Annotated in this window: 15 protein-coding genes; 13 read left to right on the top strand and 2 right to left on the bottom strand. The window is 60.7% G+C overall.

The features are described 5' to 3' along the window. Window positions 1–20: 20 nt before the first annotated feature. From ACA068_RS21315 to ACA068_RS21280, 8 genes are all read left to right on the top strand, one after another. Window positions 21–206 carry a Trm112 family protein gene (locus tag ACA068_RS21315; protein ID WP_010461887.1) on the top strand — a complete coding sequence of 62 codons (186 nt, stop codon included), beginning with the start codon at window positions 21–23 and terminating at the stop codon, window positions 204–206. After that, entirely contained in the window at window positions 203–967 is a 765-nt protein-coding gene (gene kdsB / locus ACA068_RS21310; RefSeq protein WP_497304569.1) for a 3-deoxy-manno-octulosonate cytidylyltransferase, read from the top strand. Before ACA068_RS21315 ends, kdsB begins: the two co-directional genes overlap by 4 nt. Then, window positions 967–1,431, top strand: a complete 465-nt coding sequence (locus ACA068_RS21305) for a low molecular weight protein-tyrosine-phosphatase (RefSeq protein WP_497304567.1) — start codon at window positions 967–969, stop codon at window positions 1,429–1,431. The genes kdsB and ACA068_RS21305 overlap by 1 nt, the downstream gene beginning before the upstream one ends. Further along, window positions 1,428–2,447: a UDP-N-acetylmuramate dehydrogenase gene (gene murB / locus ACA068_RS21300; RefSeq protein ID WP_497304566.1), complete on the top strand. Its 1,020-nt coding sequence runs from the start codon at window positions 1,428–1,430 to the stop codon at window positions 2,445–2,447. The genes ACA068_RS21305 and murB overlap by 4 nt, the downstream gene beginning before the upstream one ends. Window positions 2,448–2,706: 259 nt before the next feature. Then, window positions 2,707–3,177 carry a (2Fe-2S)-binding protein gene (locus ACA068_RS21295; RefSeq protein WP_497304565.1) on the top strand — a complete coding sequence of 157 codons (471 nt, stop codon included), beginning with the start codon at window positions 2,707–2,709 and terminating at the stop codon, window positions 3,175–3,177. Next, window positions 3,174–5,495: a xanthine dehydrogenase family protein molybdopterin-binding subunit gene (locus ACA068_RS21290; protein WP_497304563.1), complete on the top strand. Its 2,322-nt coding sequence runs from the start codon at window positions 3,174–3,176 to the stop codon at window positions 5,493–5,495. The genes ACA068_RS21295 and ACA068_RS21290 overlap by 4 nt, the downstream gene beginning before the upstream one ends. After that, window positions 5,495–6,478 carry an XdhC family protein gene (locus tag ACA068_RS21285; RefSeq protein WP_497304561.1) on the top strand — a complete coding sequence of 328 codons (984 nt, stop codon included), beginning with the start codon at window positions 5,495–5,497 and terminating at the stop codon, window positions 6,476–6,478. Before ACA068_RS21290 ends, ACA068_RS21285 begins: the two co-directional genes overlap by 1 nt. Beyond that, entirely contained in the window at window positions 6,475–7,065 is a 591-nt protein-coding gene (locus ACA068_RS21280) for a nucleotidyltransferase family protein (protein ID WP_497304559.1), read from the top strand. The genes ACA068_RS21285 and ACA068_RS21280 overlap by 4 nt, the downstream gene beginning before the upstream one ends. Window positions 7,066–7,161: 96 nt before the next feature. Here ACA068_RS21280 and rne read toward each other — a convergent pair whose 3' ends face one another. Then, window positions 7,162–10,398 (bottom strand): ribonuclease E, encoded by a 3,237-nt coding sequence (gene rne / locus ACA068_RS21275; protein WP_497304557.1) that lies wholly within the window; start codon window positions 10,396–10,398, stop codon window positions 7,162–7,164. 699 nt (window positions 10,399–11,097) lie between these two features. Here rne and rluC point away from each other — a divergent pair. From rluC to ACA068_RS21260, 3 genes are read left to right on the top strand one after another with little or no spacing between them, the layout of a single operon-like run. After that, window positions 11,098–12,060, top strand: coding sequence for a 23S rRNA pseudouridine(955/2504/2580) synthase RluC (rluC, locus tag ACA068_RS21270; protein WP_497304555.1), 963 nt, complete (start codon window positions 11,098–11,100; stop codon window positions 12,058–12,060). After that, window positions 12,047–12,709, top strand: a complete 663-nt coding sequence (locus tag ACA068_RS21265) for an HAD-IA family hydrolase (RefSeq protein WP_497304553.1) — start codon at window positions 12,047–12,049, stop codon at window positions 12,707–12,709. The genes rluC and ACA068_RS21265 overlap by 14 nt, the downstream gene beginning before the upstream one ends. Window positions 12,710–12,733: 24 nt before the next feature. Then, window positions 12,734–13,723, top strand: coding sequence for a S49 family peptidase (locus tag ACA068_RS21260; RefSeq protein ID WP_497304551.1), 990 nt, complete (start codon window positions 12,734–12,736; stop codon window positions 13,721–13,723). Window positions 13,724–13,825: 102 nt separating this feature from the next. Here ACA068_RS21260 and ACA068_RS21255 read toward each other — a convergent pair whose 3' ends face one another. Then, complete coding sequence (locus ACA068_RS21255; RefSeq protein WP_497304549.1) at window positions 13,826–14,404, bottom strand: Maf family protein; 579 nt, start codon at window positions 14,402–14,404, stop codon at window positions 13,826–13,828. Between the two features lie 105 nt (window positions 14,405–14,509). Here ACA068_RS21255 and ACA068_RS21250 point away from each other — a divergent pair, with 105 nt between their 5' ends. Further along, a complete protein-coding gene (locus ACA068_RS21250) occupies window positions 14,510–15,037 on the top strand; it encodes a YceD family protein (protein ID WP_497304547.1) in 528 nt (175 codons plus the stop codon). A 13-nt stretch (window positions 15,038–15,050) separates the two neighbouring features. After that, window positions 15,051–15,233 carry a 50S ribosomal protein L32 gene (rpmF, locus tag ACA068_RS21245; RefSeq protein WP_008152339.1) on the top strand — a complete coding sequence of 61 codons (183 nt, stop codon included), beginning with the start codon at window positions 15,051–15,053 and terminating at the stop codon, window positions 15,231–15,233. The last annotated feature ends 2 nt before the right edge of the window (window positions 15,234–15,235 follow it).

Raw genomic sequence — 15,235 nt, 5'->3', positions numbered from 1 at the left:
TTCTAATCCAGGGAATGCTCATGGACACCAAATTGCTCGACATCCTCGCTTGCCCGGTCACCAAAGGCCCGCTCAAGCTCAGCGCTGACAAGACCGAGCTGATCAGCAAGGGCGCCGGCCTGGCTTACCCGATTCGCGACGGCATCCCGGTGATGCTCGAAACCGAAGCCCGCACCCTGACCACCGACGAGCGTCTGGATAAATGACCACAGCCTTTACCGTTGTCATTCCATCGCGTTATGCCTCCACCCGTCTGCCGGGCAAGCCGCTGCTGTTGATCGCCGGCAAACCGATGATCCAGCACGTCTGGGAGCAGGCCAGCAAAAGCAGTGCCGAGCGTGTCGTGGTCGCCACTGATGACGTGCGCATCGTCGAGGCGTGCAACGCGTTTGGTGCCGAAGTGGTGCTGACTCGCGAAGATCACAATTCCGGTACCGATCGCCTGGCCGAAGTCGCCGCGAAACTGGGCTTGGCCGCCAACGCCATCGTGGTCAACGTCCAGGGTGACGAACCGTTGATCCCGCCGAGCGTGATCGATCAGGTCGCCGCCAACCTGGCCGCCCATACCGAAGCGCGCATGGCCACCCTGGCCGAGCCGATCGAAGACGTTGAAACCCTGTTCAATCCCAATGTGGTCAAGGTCGTCAGCGACCTCAACGGCCTGGCGCTGACGTTCAGTCGCGCGACATTGCCGTGGGCTCGTGACGCCTTCGCCAGAAGCCGCGAGCATTTGCCGGAAGGCGTGCCGTACCGCCGCCACATCGGCATTTATGCCTACCGCGCCGGTTTCCTGCATGACTTCGTCAGCTGGGGCCCGTGCTGGCTGGAAAACACCGAATCCCTGGAACAGCTGCGTGCCTTGTGGCACGGCGTGCGGATTCACGTCGCCGACGCACTGATCGCGCCGCCCACCGGCGTCGACACCGTCGAAGACCTCGAGCGCGTCCGTCGCCTGCTGGAGGCCTGATGCGCGTTTTGTTCGTGTGCCTGGGCAACATCTGTCGCTCGCCGACGGCCGAAGGTGTACTGCGGCATAAATTGCGCGAGGCGGGGCTGGCCGATCACATCGAAGTCGCCTCCGCCGGCACCGGTGACTGGCATGTCGGCAAGGCGCCGGACAAACGCAGCCAGGCCGCGGCCAAACTGCGCGGTTACGACCTGTCCGCCCAACGCGCCCAGCAAGTGACCCGCGCCGATTTCTCCGCCTACGACCTGATTCTGGCGATGGACAACAGCAATCTGCGCCACCTCAAGGCCCTGCAACCGGCCAAGGGCAAGGCCGAGCTGGACCTGTTCCTGCGTCGCTACCAGTCGGAACTCGATGAAGTGCCGGATCCGTATTACGACGGCGACCAAGGCTTCGAGCAGGTGCTGGACCTGATCGAGCGCGCCAGTGATCGACTGGTGATCGAATTGAAGGGACGGTTATGAGTTTGCAGGTTCAACCCCAGGTTTCGCTCAAGCCGTTCAATACGTTTGGTGTCGACGTTCAGGCCCGGTTGTTCGCCGAAGCCCACAGCGACGCCGATGTGCGAGAAGCCCTGGCGTATTCGTCGGCCCATGACGTGCCGTTGCTGGTGATCGGTGGCGGCAGCAACTTGCTGCTGACGGCTGATGTCCAGGCGCTGGTACTGCGCATGGCTACGCGCGGGATTCGTATCCTGAGCGATGACGGCAGCAAGGTCGTGATCGAAGCCGAAGCGGGCGAGCCTTGGCATCCGTTCGTGCAGCACACCCTGGCGCAGGGTTTGTCGGGCCTGGAGAACCTCAGCCTGATCCCCGGCACGGTCGGTGCGGCGCCGATGCAGAACATCGGCGCCTATGGCGTCGAGATCAAGGACGTGTTCGCCGGCCTGACCGCGCTGGATCGCCAGACCGGCGAGCTGCGGGACTTCACGCTGGCGCAATGCAATTTCGCTTACCGCGACAGCCTGTTCAAGCAGGAGCCGGGACGCTGGTTGATCCTGCGCGTGCGTTTCACCCTCAGCCGCGCCGCGCACTTGCACCTGGAATACGGTCCGGTTCGCCAGCGCCTGACCGAGCAAGGCATCGATCAGCCGACCGCCACCGACGTCAGTCAGGCGATCTGCAGCATTCGTAACGAAAAACTCCCGGACCCGGCAGTACTCGGCAATGCCGGCAGCTTCTTCAAGAACCCTCTGGTACCGGCCGCGCTGGTCGCACAGCTGAAAAGCCAATACCCGGACCTGGTGGCCTACGCGCAACCCAATGGGCAGATGAAACTGGCGGCCGGCTGGTTGATCGAGCGGGCCGGCTGGAAAGGCTTTCGAGACGGCGATGCCGGTGTGCATAAGTTGCAGGCGCTGGTGCTGGTCAACTACGGCAGCGCCACCGGCCAACAATTGCTGAACCTGGCGCAGCAGATTCAGAAGGACATTTCTCAACGTTTCAAAGTCGACTTGGAAATGGAGCCGAATCAGTATTGAAGCTACGCTTTAATGACTGATTTCAAAGCCCTGCACACCTTCAACTGTGCAGGGCTTTTTTGTTAATGCTGGGTTAACTTAGCCGCCTAACGATGCAAAGCATTTGCTCCACCAAAGGCCCGATGCAGACGTTGCCGTCCGCGTAAGAGAGCCTCTTAGCCTGAGACGATCTGCGTGATGCAAACCGTGAATCCCAAGCGGCAGATTGCTCGACCCCATAACCCAATCTATTAATTAGAAAAAAATGGCGGGCGTGCCCATGATTACCCTGAAACTCAATGGTCAAGACCATCAACTCGACGTCACCGAGGATATGCCGCTGCTCTGGGCAATTCGCGACGTGGCCGGTTACAACGGCACCAAGTTCGGCTGTGGCATGGGCCTGTGTGGTGCCTGCACCATTCATATCGAAGGCGCTCCGGCGCGCAGTTGCATCACGCCGATCGGCGCGGTGGTCGGCCAGAACGTCACCACCATCGATAACCTGCACGCCGACCCGGTCGGGCAAGTCGTGCAACAAGCGTGGCTCGATACCGCCGTGGCCCAGTGCGGTTTCTGCCAGGGCGGGCAGATCATGTCGGCGACGGCACTGCTCAAGACTAATCCGAACCCCAGCGACGCACAGATCGAAGAGGCGATGGTCGGCAATATTTGCCGTTGCGGCACTTACAACCGCATCAAGACCGCCATCCGTCAGGCATCCACTCACCTGAAGGAGGCCAAGGCATGAGCCAGTTACCGAATGATTTTGCGCTGAGCAACCTCAGCCGCCGTGGCTTCCTTAAAGGCGTCGGTGCCACCAGTGCGCTGGTGCTGGTGGCCAGTTGGGGCTGGCAAGACGCTTTCGCCGAAGAAAAAGAGAAAAAATTCGGCGCCGACGGCATGCCCAATGGCTGGATCGATGATCCCAAGGTTTACATCAGCATTGCCGCTGACGGCAGGGTGACCGTGGTTTGCAACCGTTCAGAAATGGGCCAGGGTGTACGCACCAGTCTGACCATGGTGGTCGCCGATAAGCTGGATGCCGACTGGGCCATGATGAAAGTGCAGCAGGCGCCGGGCGACGAAGTTCGCTTCGGTAACCAGGACACCGACGGCTCGCGCAGCATGCGTCACTGGTACGAGCCGATGCGCCGTTGCGGTGCTGCCGCGCGGACCATGCTTGAACAAGCGGCTGCCGCGCAGTGGAAAGTGGCGGTCAGCGAATGCCATGCGCAACTGCATAAAGTGGTGCACCAACCGACCGGTCGTGAACTGGGCTATGGCGCCTTGGCCGCCGCAGCGGGTGCGCTGGCAGTGCCGGCCCGTGACAGCCTGCGGCTCAAACAGCCGTCGGAATTCCGCTACATCGGCAAGGAAGGCACCAAGGCGATCGACGGCGCCGACATCGTCAATGGCCGCGCCATCTACGGAGCCGACGTGCATTTTGACGGCATGCTTTACGTCGTGATTGCGCGTCCGGCGGTCTATGGCGGCACGGTCAGATCCGTCGACTCCAGCGCCGCGCTGAAAGTCCCGGGCGTGATCAAGGTGATCCAGATCGAAGGCCGTCCGCTGCCATCCGAGTTCCAGCCGCTAGGTGGCGTAGCCGTAGTGGCCAGCAATACCTGGGCCGCGATCAAAGGCCGCGAAGCGCTGAAAATCGAGTGGGATGACGGCCCCAACGCCAGTTATGACTCGATCGCCTACCGCAAAGAGCTGGAAGCCGCGTCCCTCAAGCCCGGCAAGGTGGTGCGCAACACCGGCAACATCGACGACGCCATGAAAGGCGCCAACAGCACCCTCGAAGCCTCTTATTACCTGCCGCACCTGGCGCAGGCGCCGATGGAACCAATGGTCGCCATTGCCCGGTTCAAGGACGGTGTGTGCGAGGCCTGGGGCCCTAGCCAGGCGCCGCAAGTCACCCGTGAACGGATCGGCGAACGCCTTGGTATTCCGTTTGATAACGTTACGTTCAATGTCACCTTGCTGGGCGGCGGTTTCGGTCGAAAATCCAAGCCGGACTTCATCATCGAAGCGGCGATCCTCGCCAAGGAATTCCCCGGCAAGGCCGTGCGGGTGCAATGGACCCGTGAGGACGACATCCACTGCTCCTACTTCCACACCGTGTCGGCCGAATACCTGAAGGCCAGCCTGGACAAGGACGGCCTGCCCTCCGGCTGGCTGCACCGCACCGTGGCCCCGAGCATCACCGCGCTGTTCGCCCCGGGCATGAACCACGAGGCAGCTTTCGAGCTGGGCATGGGCTTCACCAACATGGCCTACGCGATCCCCAACGTGCGCCTGGAAAACCCGGAAGCGGCGATTCATACGCGGGTCGGCTGGTATCGCTCGGTGTCGAACATCCCCCATGGGTTTGCGATTCAGAGCTTTGTCGATGAGCTGGCGCACAAGGCCAAACAGGATCCACTCAAGTACCAGATCAAACTGCTCGGCCCGGATCGTCAGATCGATCCGCGTACCTTGAGTGAAGAGTGGAACTACGGCGAATCTCCCGAGCGTTATCCGATCGACACCGGGCGGATGCGCACAGTACTGGAAACTGCCGCCAAGGCCGCCGGTTGGGGGCGCGAGTTACCCAAGGGCCGAGGCCTGGGCCTGGCGGTGCATTACAGCTTCGTCACCTATGTGGCGGCGGTGATCGAGGTCGAAGTCAAAGAAGACGGCACGCTGATCGTGCACAAGGCCGACATCGCGGTGGATTGTGGTCCGCAGATCAACCCCGAACGGATTCGCGCTCAGTTCGAAGGCGCTTGCGTCATGGGCCTGGGCAATGCCGTGGTGGGGGAAATCAGCTTCAAGGACGGCAAGGTTCAGCAAGACAACTTCCACATGTACGAGGTGGCACGCATGTCACTGGCACCGAAGGAAGTGGCCGTGCATCTGGTCACGCCTCCGGGCAATGTGCCGTTGGGCGGGGTTGGTGAGCCAGGCGTACCGCCGATTGCGCCTGCGCTGTGCAACGCCATCTTCGCTGCCACCGGTCAGCGCATCCGCAACTTGCCGGTTCGCTATCAGCTGCAAGGTTGGCAGAAGGCGCAGGCCTGATGGACAGCGCGGATCTGAACGTCCTGCGCAACGTGCTGGAATGGCGCCGCGCCGGTCAGCGGGTGGTGTTGTACAGCGTGGTCCAGACCTGGGGCACTGCGCCCCGGGCACCTGGCGCGATGCTGGCGTTGCGTGAAGATGGCGTGGTGATCGGCTCGGTGTCCGGTGGGTGTGTCGAGGATGATTTGATTGCCCGGCTGCACGATGGGCGGATTCCACCTGACGGACCGCCGGTGCAGTTGATCACCTACGGTGTCACCCGAGAGGAGGCCGCACGGTTTGGTTTGCCGTGCGGCGGTACGTTGCGCCTGACCGAAGAACGGGTCGGCGATCCAGGTTGGGTCGCCGAGTTGCTGGCGCGCTGCGAAGCCCATGAAATCGTGGCGCGTTCGCTGGATGTTGCGACGGGCGAAGTGGTTGTGCAGGCGGCGAACAAAAGCGATGTGCTGAGCTTTGACGGCCATACCCTGCGTGCCATCTACGGTCCGCGTTGGCGTCTGTTGCTGATCGGTGCGGGGCAACTGTCCCGGTATGTCGCCGAGATGGCGCGGCTGCTGGATTTTGAAGTGCTGATCTGCGATCCGCGCAGCGAGTTTGTCTACGGTTGGGAAGAGCAGCACGGCCGTTTCGTCTCGGGCATGCCGGATGAAGCGGTGCTGAACATCCAGACCGACGAACGCACGGCCATTGTCGCTCTGACCCATGATCCGCGCCTGGATGATATGGCACTGCTGACCGCTCTGGATTCCAGGGCGTTTTATGTCGGTGCCCTCGGCTCGCGGGTCAACAGCCTGAAGCGTCGGGGAAACCTCGCTCAGCTAGGCTTGTCATCACAGGCCATCGAGCGGTTGCACGGCCCGATCGGTTTGCATATCGGCAGCCACAGTCCCGCGGAAATCGCCTTGTCGCTGCTGGCCGAGATTGTGGCGATCAAGAACGGCGTCGAACTCAAGCAGAAAAAGCCGTTGCAGGAGGTTGTATGAGTGAGTCCATCGGCGTCATCGTGCTGGCGGCGGGGCTGGGCAGTCGTTTCAGGCAGGTCGTGGGGGGCGACAAGGACAAGTTGCTGGCGGATTGTGTCGGTCGCGATGGCGCTGTTCGTTCGGTGATCGAACAGGTGCTGGTGAATTTGCCGATCGGTCTGGCGAAGCGCGTGCTGGTGACCACCGAAGATCGTCCGCAAGTGATGCGCATGGCTCAGGCGTATGGCTTCGACATTGTGCTGATCGAGTCTACCGGGATGGGTGACAGCATTGCGGCCGGGGTGGCGGCGTGTCCAGACCTCAGTGGCTGGTTGATTGTACTGGGGGATATGCCGTTTATCTTGCCGTCGAGTATTGAGCGGGTGGTGGCGGGGATGGCGGACGATTGCGTCAGCGTGCCGGTGCATGCAGGTGTCTATGGGCATCCGGTCGGGTTCGGGCGCAGCTTTGGGGCTGGGTTGATGGCGTTATCCGGCGATCATGGGGCCAAGCCGTTGTTTGCGCAGGGCAGGGTTGTTGAAGTGGTGGTGGATGATGCCGGGGTGTTGTGGGATGTGGATACACCAGAGGCATTGACCTATAAGTAGGCGTGCCGCGGATCCCACATGGGTTGTGGTGATGCCAACAGATACAAAAAAGCCCCGCTTGGATCACCAGGCGGGGCTTTTTAGTGGCCGATGGAATCAGACGAGGGGTTTAGGCTCGTGTTCTTTCTCCAGGGCTTGTTCGTGTTGCTCGACCGCGTCCTGAACGGAGCGCGGCACTTCTTCGATGACCGACTCGGCAGCAGGTGCCGCTTCGACCACATCGGCAACAACCGGTGCAGGCTCGGCAGCAACAGGCGCTTCAACCGGAGCAGCAGCGGCAGCCAGTTCGGCTTCCTTCTGCAGACGCTCTTCTTCACGCTTGCGACGACGCACTTCACGTGGATCGTTCGGCGCACGGCCATTTTCGGTCAGGGCGCTGACTGGAGTCGCTTCAACGACCGGTGTAGCCACTTCGGCAACAACCGGCGTCGGCGCTTCAACCACTGGAGCAGGCTCGGCGGCAGCAACCACTGGCTCGGAGACCATGGCTTCAGCCACATGCTCTTGTGCAACAGGTGCTGGAGCTTCGACAGCTACCGGCTCGGCAACCCAGTTGAACGCGGTTTGTTCTTCACGAACTTCACGCACAGCTTCGGTCACGGTTTCGGTGACTGTTTCGACAGCCGGTTCTGCGGCAACCACTGGCTCGACAACAGCTTCAACTTCAGGCTGTACTTCGCGAACCGGCGCCACTTCGATTTCCGGCGCTGCATTGGCTTCGACCGGAGTCGTCGCTTCTACCGCTGGCGCTTCGACCGGAGCCGTTTCCAGAGTGGCGGCAGTCGCGCGTTCGGCTTGCTCGTTGGCTTGTGCTTCAGCAGGCGCGCTGATTACGGTGCTGGCAACGGCTGCGGTAACAGCCAGGCCGGCGGCCAGATCAGCGGTGCTTGGCGCTTCGTTGCTTTCGCCCGTTTCGCTGCCTTCGGCGGTCTCGGATTCTTCCGAACCTTCGATCACGTTGCCGTTGGCATCGCGTTGACGCTCGCGACGGTTGCTGCGACGACGCTGGCCACGGGAGCGGCGGCGTGGACGATCGCCTTCGGCGCCTTCCTGACCGTCTTCCTGCAGTTGCTCTTCGTTGGTTACCAGCTCTTCGTCGGCAACGGCAGCAGCGGCTTGCTCGGCACGTGGCTGACGTTCTTCACGCGGTGGGCGTGGAGCGCGTTCTTCGCGTGGCTGGCGAGCCGGACGCTCTTCAGCGGTCGCAGCGGTCGCAGCAGCAACAGGGGCCGCAGCAACGGTATCCAGAGGTTCGCGCAGTTCACGTACGCGTTCTTCACGCTCGCCACGCGGCTTGCGGTCTTCGCGAGGCGCGCGCGGTGCACGTTCTTCACGAGGGGCGCGTGGTGCGCGCTCTTCACGTGGAGCACGTTCTTCGCGGGCGACTACCGGGGTTTCTTCGCGTGCTTCGCGTGGTTGACGCTCTTCGCGTGGCTCACGTGGTGCGCGTTCTTCACGCGGTGCACGTTCCTCACGAGGCTTGCGCTCTTCATCGCGGCGACCGTTACGGTTGCGGCTCTGCTGACGACCGTTGCGACGCTCTTCGTTACGGGCCGGGCGCTCGGTGGTTGCTGGTTTTTCAACCACAACCGGAGCAGCAGGCTCTTCCTTGGTAGCAAACAGGCTGACCAGCGACTTCACCAGGCCTTTGAACAGGCTAGGCTCTGGCGCGGCGGCCGGTGCAGCAACAGGTGCGGCAGTGGCGACGACTTCGGTCGGAACCGGAGCGTTGGCGCGGGCCGGAGCCGTCTTGACCGCAGCTTCCTGACGAACCAGGGTGCGGGTCGCGGCGGCTGGCTGGACTTCTTCGACTTCGGCGGCGGCTGCTGCGATTTCGTAGCTGGACTGGCCGACCGCGGCTTCCGGGCTGTCATCGCGCAGACGCTGCACTTCGAAGTGCGGCGTTTCGAGGTGATCGTTCGGCAGAATGACAATGCGGGCACGGGTGCGCAGTTCGATCTTGGTAATCGAGTTGCGTTTTTCGTTGAGCAGGAAGGCTGCTACCGGAATCGGCACTTGGGCGCGAACTTCGGCGGTGCGGTCTTTCAGGGCTTCTTCTTCGATCAGGCGCAGAATTGCCAGCGACAGCGATTCAACGTCACGGATGATGCCGGTGCCGTTGCAACGTGGGCAAACGATGCCGCTGCTTTCGCCCAGGGATGGACGCAGGCGCTGACGGGACATTTCCAGCAGGCCGAAGCGCGAGATGCGACCGACTTGCACACGAGCGCGGTCGGCTTCCAGGCATTCGCGGACTTTTTCTTCCACGGCGCGCTGGTTCTTGGCAGGGGTCATATCGATGAAGTCGATGACGATCAGGCCGCCGATGTCGCGCAAGCGCAACTGACGGGCGATTTCTTCGGCGGCTTCAAGGTTGGTCTGCAGGGCGGTTTCTTCGATGTCGCTGCCTTTGGTGGCACGCGCCGAGTTGATGTCGATGGACACCAGGGCTTCGGTCGGATCGATAACGATGGAGCCGCCGGAAGGCAGTTCAACGACACGCTGGAAGGCGGTCTCGATCTGGCTTTCGATCTGGAAACGGTTGAACAGCGGAACGCTGTCTTCGTACAGCTTGATCTTGCTGGCGTACTGCGGCATCACCTGGCGAATGAAGGTCAGGGCTTCGTCCTGGGCTTCAACGCTGTCGATCAGCACTTCGCCGATGTCCTGACGCAGGTAATCGCGGATGGCGCGGATGATCACGTTGCTTTCCTGGTAGATCAGGAATGGCGCGGAGCGATCCAGCGAGGCTTCTTTGATGGCGGTCCAGAGTTGCAGCAGGTAGTCGAGGTCCCACTGCATTTCTTCGCTGCTGCGGCCCAGGCCGGCAGTGCGAACGATCAGGCCCATGTCGGCCGGGGCAACCAGGCCGTTCAGGGCTTCACGCAGTTCGTTGCGTTCTTCGCCTTCGATGCGACGGGAGATACCGCCGGCACGCGGGTTGTTCGGCATCAGCACCAGGTAACGACCGGCCAGGCTGATGAAGGTGGTCAGGGCGGCGCCCTTGTTGCCACGTTCTTCTTTTTCGACCTGAACGATGACTTCCTGGCCTTCGCTCAGGACGTCCTTGATGTTGACGCGGCCTTCGGGGGCTTTCTTGAAGTATTCGCGGGAGATTTCTTTGAGGGGCAGGAAGCCGTGGCGCTCGGAGCCGAAATCGACAAAGGCAGCCTCAAGGCTTGGTTCGATGCGAGTAATCCGGCCTTTATAGATGTTGGCCTTCTTCTGCTCGCGTGCACCGGATTCGATGTCCAGGTCGTAGAGGCGTTGGCCATCTACCAGTGCAACACGCAACTCTTCGGGTTGAGTTGCGTTAATCAGCATTCTTTTCATGTAGTACCGTCGGTTTCCGGGCTGCCGGAAACGGCGTTCGGCACACACGACTTCTCACGGTCGGTGTCAGGTGCGTCGGGAGTGGTTGGCCATTCCCGTGTCCAGCGATGTCCGGCCAATTGGGCCGTTATCGCGACGTACGCGTCCTGCTTGCTGTGGCTACTTAAGCACTCAGTCAGGAGGAGGAATCAACCAGCGGCTGTGGACGAGATGAAGCGTCTTGATAAAGCCTAATGCTACACAGTCCAGCGGTTGTGCATCTCCACCCTACACGTATCCCTGATAATTCGGGTGCTGCCGCGCGCAGAATCCGCAGCGGGTTGGCATTTACCGTGAGCTCCGAAGGGGGAGGTCACGCATCATGGCTAATTTAGGCGTTGTTTCCGAAGCGTTCGCTCGGGGTCGTCCGTCGCTGACTGCACTTTGTGAACTGGCCATGAATATGGCTCGCAAGGCGAGTGAAAACTCTGCTTTACGGCTTGATTCAGGCCTCATGTCACCTGCGCTTGTTACAGCTGCAAACTCCACCGTTACGTAGCGAAAGCCCCGTAGGACGGCCTCGCGTCCTGGTGAATTGCGTTGGTCAGGGCCGGTTTTTGACCGTTAGTCCGCTGTCCAGGCCGCTTTTGGCGGCGTTCGCGACTATAGCAGCAATGATTAAGTGCTTCAATTCCATAAAAAATTGTTATCATCCGCGGCATGACGACTACTGCCCCTTCGACCCCAGCCGTACAACTGCTGGAGGTCTCGCCGGAATATGCCGGCCAACGTATTGATAACTTCCTTCTCGCTCGGCTCAAAGGCGTGCCCAAGACCTTGATTTACCGCATTTTGCGTAAGGGCGAAGTGCGTGTGAACAAAGGTCGGATCAAGCCCGAATACAAGCTGCAGGCGGGCGATATCGTGCGCGTGCCGCCGGTTCGCGTGCCCGAGCGCGATGAGCCGGTGCCGCTGGCCCAAGGCCTGCTGCAACGCCTCGAAGCCTCGATTGTGTTCGAGGACAAAGCGCTGATCGTGATCAACAAGCCTTGCGGCATCGCGGTTCACGGTGGCAGCGGCCTGACTTACGGGGTGATCGAGGCCTTTCGTCAGTTGCGTCCCGATTGCAAGGAGCTCGAACTGGTTCACCGTCTCGACCGTGATACCTCCGGCCTGTTGATGATCGCCAAGAAGCGCAGCATGTTGCGCCACTTGCACGCGGCCTTGCGCGGCGATGGCGTCGATAAGCGCTATATGGCGCTGGTCCGTGGTAACTGGGCGGCCTCGATCAAGCAAGTCCGGGCGTCGCTCGGCAAGAGCAATCTGCGCTCCGGCGAGCGCATGGTCGAAGTCGACGAGGAGGAGGGCAAGGAGTCTGTGACCGTGTTCAAGGTCCTGCGCCGCTTCGGCGACTTTGCCACCCTGATCGAGGCCAAGCCGATTACCGGCCGGACTCACCAGATTCGCGTCCATACCCTGCACGCCGGGCATTGCATCGCTGGCGACACCAAGTATGGCGACGAAGGTTTCAGCAAGGAAATCCGCGATTTGGGCGGCAAACGCCTGTTCCTGCACGCCTACCTGCTGACTGTGCCGCTGCCGGATGGTGGCGAGCTGAAATTGCAGGCGCCGGTGGATGAGATGTGGGCCAAGACCGTGGAGCGCCTGAGTGCACCCTTCTGATTACAAGCTGCTGATTTTCGATTGGGACGGCACGCTCGCTGACTCCATTGGTCGGATTGTTGAGGCGATGCATGTCGCGTCCGAACGGTCCGGGTTTCAGTTGCGCGATGATTTTGCGGTCAAAGGCATTATCGGACTGGGTCTGCCTGAAGCCATTCGCACGTTGTACCCGGACATTGGCGATCCCGAGCTGGTAGCGTTCCGCCAACACTATGCGGATCACTACATCGCCGCAGAGGCCGTGCCTTCACCGCTGTTCGAGGGTGTGCTCGAGTCGATGGAGGCGTTTCGCGCCGAGGGTTATCATCTGGCTGTGGCCACGGGCAAGGCTCGTCGAGGACTGGATCGGGTGCTGAAAGCTCACGGCTGGGAAGATTATTTCGATATCACCCGTGCCGCCGACGAAACCGCCAGCAAGCCCCATCCGCTGATGCTTGAGCAGATTCTCGCGCATTGCGAGGTGCGCCCGGAGCAAGCGCTGATGGTGGGCGATTCGTCCTTTGACTTGCAGATGGCGCGCAATGCCGGCATGGATTCGGTGGCAGTCAGCTATGGCGCGCAATCGATCGAAGCGTTGAAATTGTTCGAGCCGGCACTGGCCATTGATCGTTTTTCAGAATTGCATGCCTGGCTGAGTCAGCAGGCTTAATTGGTTTTTGCTGGGGTAAATGTCATGACCGACGAATGGAAAGCGCCCGCCAAGGCGAGCGCAGAGAGCGGTGACGAAAAAAGCTGGAAGCTGCTGGAAAAGACCCTGCTGGCCAGTGTCCAGGAGCAGCGCCGGTCTCGTCGCTGGGGAATTTTCTTCAAGCTGCTGACCTTTGTGTACCTGTTTGGCGCGTTGATTCTGTTCACGCCGCTGATGGACATGGAAAAGAGCGCGACCCGCGGTTCCCACTACACCGCGTTGATCGACGTGACCGGCATGATCGCCGACAAGGAGCCGGCCAGCGCCGACAACATCGTTGGTAGCCTGCGTGCAGCCTTCGAGGACGAGAAGGTCAAGGGCGTGATTCTGCGAATCAACAGCCCGGGCGGCAGTCCGGTGCAGTCGGGTTACGTGTATGACGAAATCGTCCGGCTGCGCGGCTTGCACCCGGATACCAAGGTGTACGCGGTGATTTCCGATCTGGGCGCTTCTGGTGCTTATTACATCGCCAGTGCGGCGGATCAGATTTACGCCGACAAGGCGAGCCTGGTGGGTTCCATTGGTGTGACGGCGGCCGGTTATGGCTTTGTCGGCACCATGGAGAAGCTCGGCGTCGAGCGTCGGACCTACACGTCCGGCGAGCACAAGTCGTTCCTCGACCCGTTCCAGCCGCAGAAGCCAGAGGAGACTCAGTTCTGGCAGGGCGTTCTTGATACCACGCACCAGCAGTTCATCAGCAGCGTGAAAAAGGGTCGTGGCGACCGTCTCAAGGACAAAGAGCATCCAGAACTGTTCTCCGGGCTGGTCTGGAACGGTGAGCAAGCGTTGCCGCTGGGTTTGATCGATGGCCTGGGGAATGCCAGTTCGGTGGCGCGTGATGTGATTGGTGAGAAGGAGTTGGTGGATTTCACCGTTCAGGAGTCGCCGTTCGATCGCTTCTCGAAAAAGCTCGGCGCCAGCGTGGCTGAGCAACTGGCAATGTGGATGGGTTTCCAGGGGCCCTCGTTGCGCTGATTCTTCGATGGCGCAAAAAAAGCCGGCCCAAGTGGCCGGTTTTTCGCGTCTGCACGGTCCCTGTAACAGCTGGCGAAGCCTGCTGCTACATGGTTGCGGTGTTCAGGGGATCTGCACGCCCTCGACCAGTAGCATGTCGATGAGGCGGATCAGCGGTAGGCCGATCAGGCTGGTGGCGTCAGGGCCTTCGGTGCTTTTAAACAGGCTCACCCCCAAACCTTCGGCCTTGAAGCTGCCAGCGCAGTCGTAGGGCTGTTCGGCGTGCAGGTAGCGCTCGATGCGTGCAGGGTCGAGAATGCGCATGTGTACGGTGAAGGGCACGCAATCGACCTGGCAGTCGCCGGTCTGGCTGTTGAGCAGCGCCAGGCCCGTCAGGAAGGTCACGCTGGCACCGCTCGATGCCAGCAGTTGTTCGCGAGCCTTCTCGAAAGTGTGGGGTTTGCCGATGATCCGCTCGCCGAGGACCGCGACCTGATCGGAGCCGATGATCAGGTGGGCGCAGTGGCTGTCGGCAAGTGCCCGGGCTTTTTCTCTGGCGAGGCGCTTCACCAGATCAATGGCTGACTCGCCCGGACGATGGCTTTCATCGATATCCGGTGAACTGCAGGTGAATGGCAGCTGCAAGCGGGCCAGTAATTCCCGGCGATAAACCGAGCTTGAAGCGAGTAATAAAGGCAGCATGCGCATCTCCGGAAGACAGGCGCGAATTCTACCGAGGCTTCCAAGTGACGGACAGGGCTGAATTTCCTTTGACATGGCTGGGTGCATCCCTATAATGCTGCGCCTATGTTGAATGACCCGATTCCACCTCACGTTGACCCGCGCAAATTGGCTGACCGTGGCACCACCCTTCAAGGTGAACTGCTGCTGGCCGATTTGAAGAGACTCTGCGACCCGCTTTCCGATAATGTCGGTACGGTGCAGGCTAAATTCGTTTTTGAACGAGATGAACGTAAGTCTGTGGTAATCCACAGCTTTATCGACACCGAAGTCAAAATGGTTTGCCAGCGTTGTCTTGAGCTGGTCACCCTGCCGATCCATAGCGAATGCAGTTATGCTGTGGTGAAGGAGGGTGCGAATACCCAGTCGTTGCCGAAAGGTTATGACGTGCTGGAACTGGGCGAAGATCCATTGGATCTGCAGTCACTGATCGAGGAGGAGCTTCTGCTCGCCTTGCCCATTGTGCCTGCTCATCATCCGGAAGAATGCCAGCAGCCGGCGGGTCTCGATGAGCCCGAACCGAGCGAGGACGAGGTAACGCGGTCCAACCCGTTCAGTGTATTGGCGCAGTTAAAGCGTGACCCAAACGTTTAGGAGTTAATCAATTATGGCTGTTCAGCAGAACAAAAAATCCCGCTCTGCCCGTGACATGCGTCGTTCGCACGACGCCCTGACGGCAAGCACTCTGTCTGTAGAAAAAACCACCGGTGAAATTCACCTGCGTCACCACGTATCGCCAGAAGGCGTATACCGTGGCCGTAAAGTGATCGACAAGGGCGCTGACGAGTAATC

This window comes from Pseudomonas sp. LBUM1660 (assembly GCF_059695935.1).
The sequence above is the reverse complement of the archived record's forward strand: the minus strand, read 5'-3'. Positions and strand labels throughout refer to the sequence as shown.

Coding starts and splice junctions, on each gene's coding strand:
- ACA068_RS21280 (WP_497304559.1), top strand. CDS start 6,475: ATGAGTGAGTCCATCGGCGTCATCGTGCTGGCGGCGGGGCTGGGCAGT.
- ACA068_RS21315 (WP_010461887.1), top strand. CDS start 21: ATGGACACCAAATTGCTCGACATCCTCGCTTGCCCGGTCACCAAAGGC.
- murB (WP_497304566.1), top strand. CDS start 1,428: ATGAGTTTGCAGGTTCAACCCCAGGTTTCGCTCAAGCCGTTCAATACG.
- ACA068_RS21285 (WP_497304561.1), top strand. CDS start 5,495: ATGGACAGCGCGGATCTGAACGTCCTGCGCAACGTGCTGGAATGGCGC.
- rpmF (WP_008152339.1), top strand. CDS start 15,051: ATGGCTGTTCAGCAGAACAAAAAATCCCGCTCTGCCCGTGACATGCGT.
- ACA068_RS21295 (WP_497304565.1), top strand. CDS start 2,707: ATGATTACCCTGAAACTCAATGGTCAAGACCATCAACTCGACGTCACC.
- rne (WP_497304557.1), bottom strand. CDS start 10,398: ATGAAAAGAATGCTGATTAACGCAACTCAACCCGAAGAGTTGCGTGTT.
- rluC (WP_497304555.1), top strand. CDS start 11,098: ATGACGACTACTGCCCCTTCGACCCCAGCCGTACAACTGCTGGAGGTC.
- kdsB (WP_497304569.1), top strand. CDS start 203: ATGACCACAGCCTTTACCGTTGTCATTCCATCGCGTTATGCCTCCACC.
- ACA068_RS21305 (WP_497304567.1), top strand. CDS start 967: ATGCGCGTTTTGTTCGTGTGCCTGGGCAACATCTGTCGCTCGCCGACG.
- ACA068_RS21255 (WP_497304549.1), bottom strand. CDS start 14,404: ATGCTGCCTTTATTACTCGCTTCAAGCTCGGTTTATCGCCGGGAATTA.
- ACA068_RS21250 (WP_497304547.1), top strand. CDS start 14,510: ATGTTGAATGACCCGATTCCACCTCACGTTGACCCGCGCAAATTGGCT.
- ACA068_RS21260 (WP_497304551.1), top strand. CDS start 12,734: ATGACCGACGAATGGAAAGCGCCCGCCAAGGCGAGCGCAGAGAGCGGT.
- ACA068_RS21290 (WP_497304563.1), top strand. CDS start 3,174: ATGAGCCAGTTACCGAATGATTTTGCGCTGAGCAACCTCAGCCGCCGT.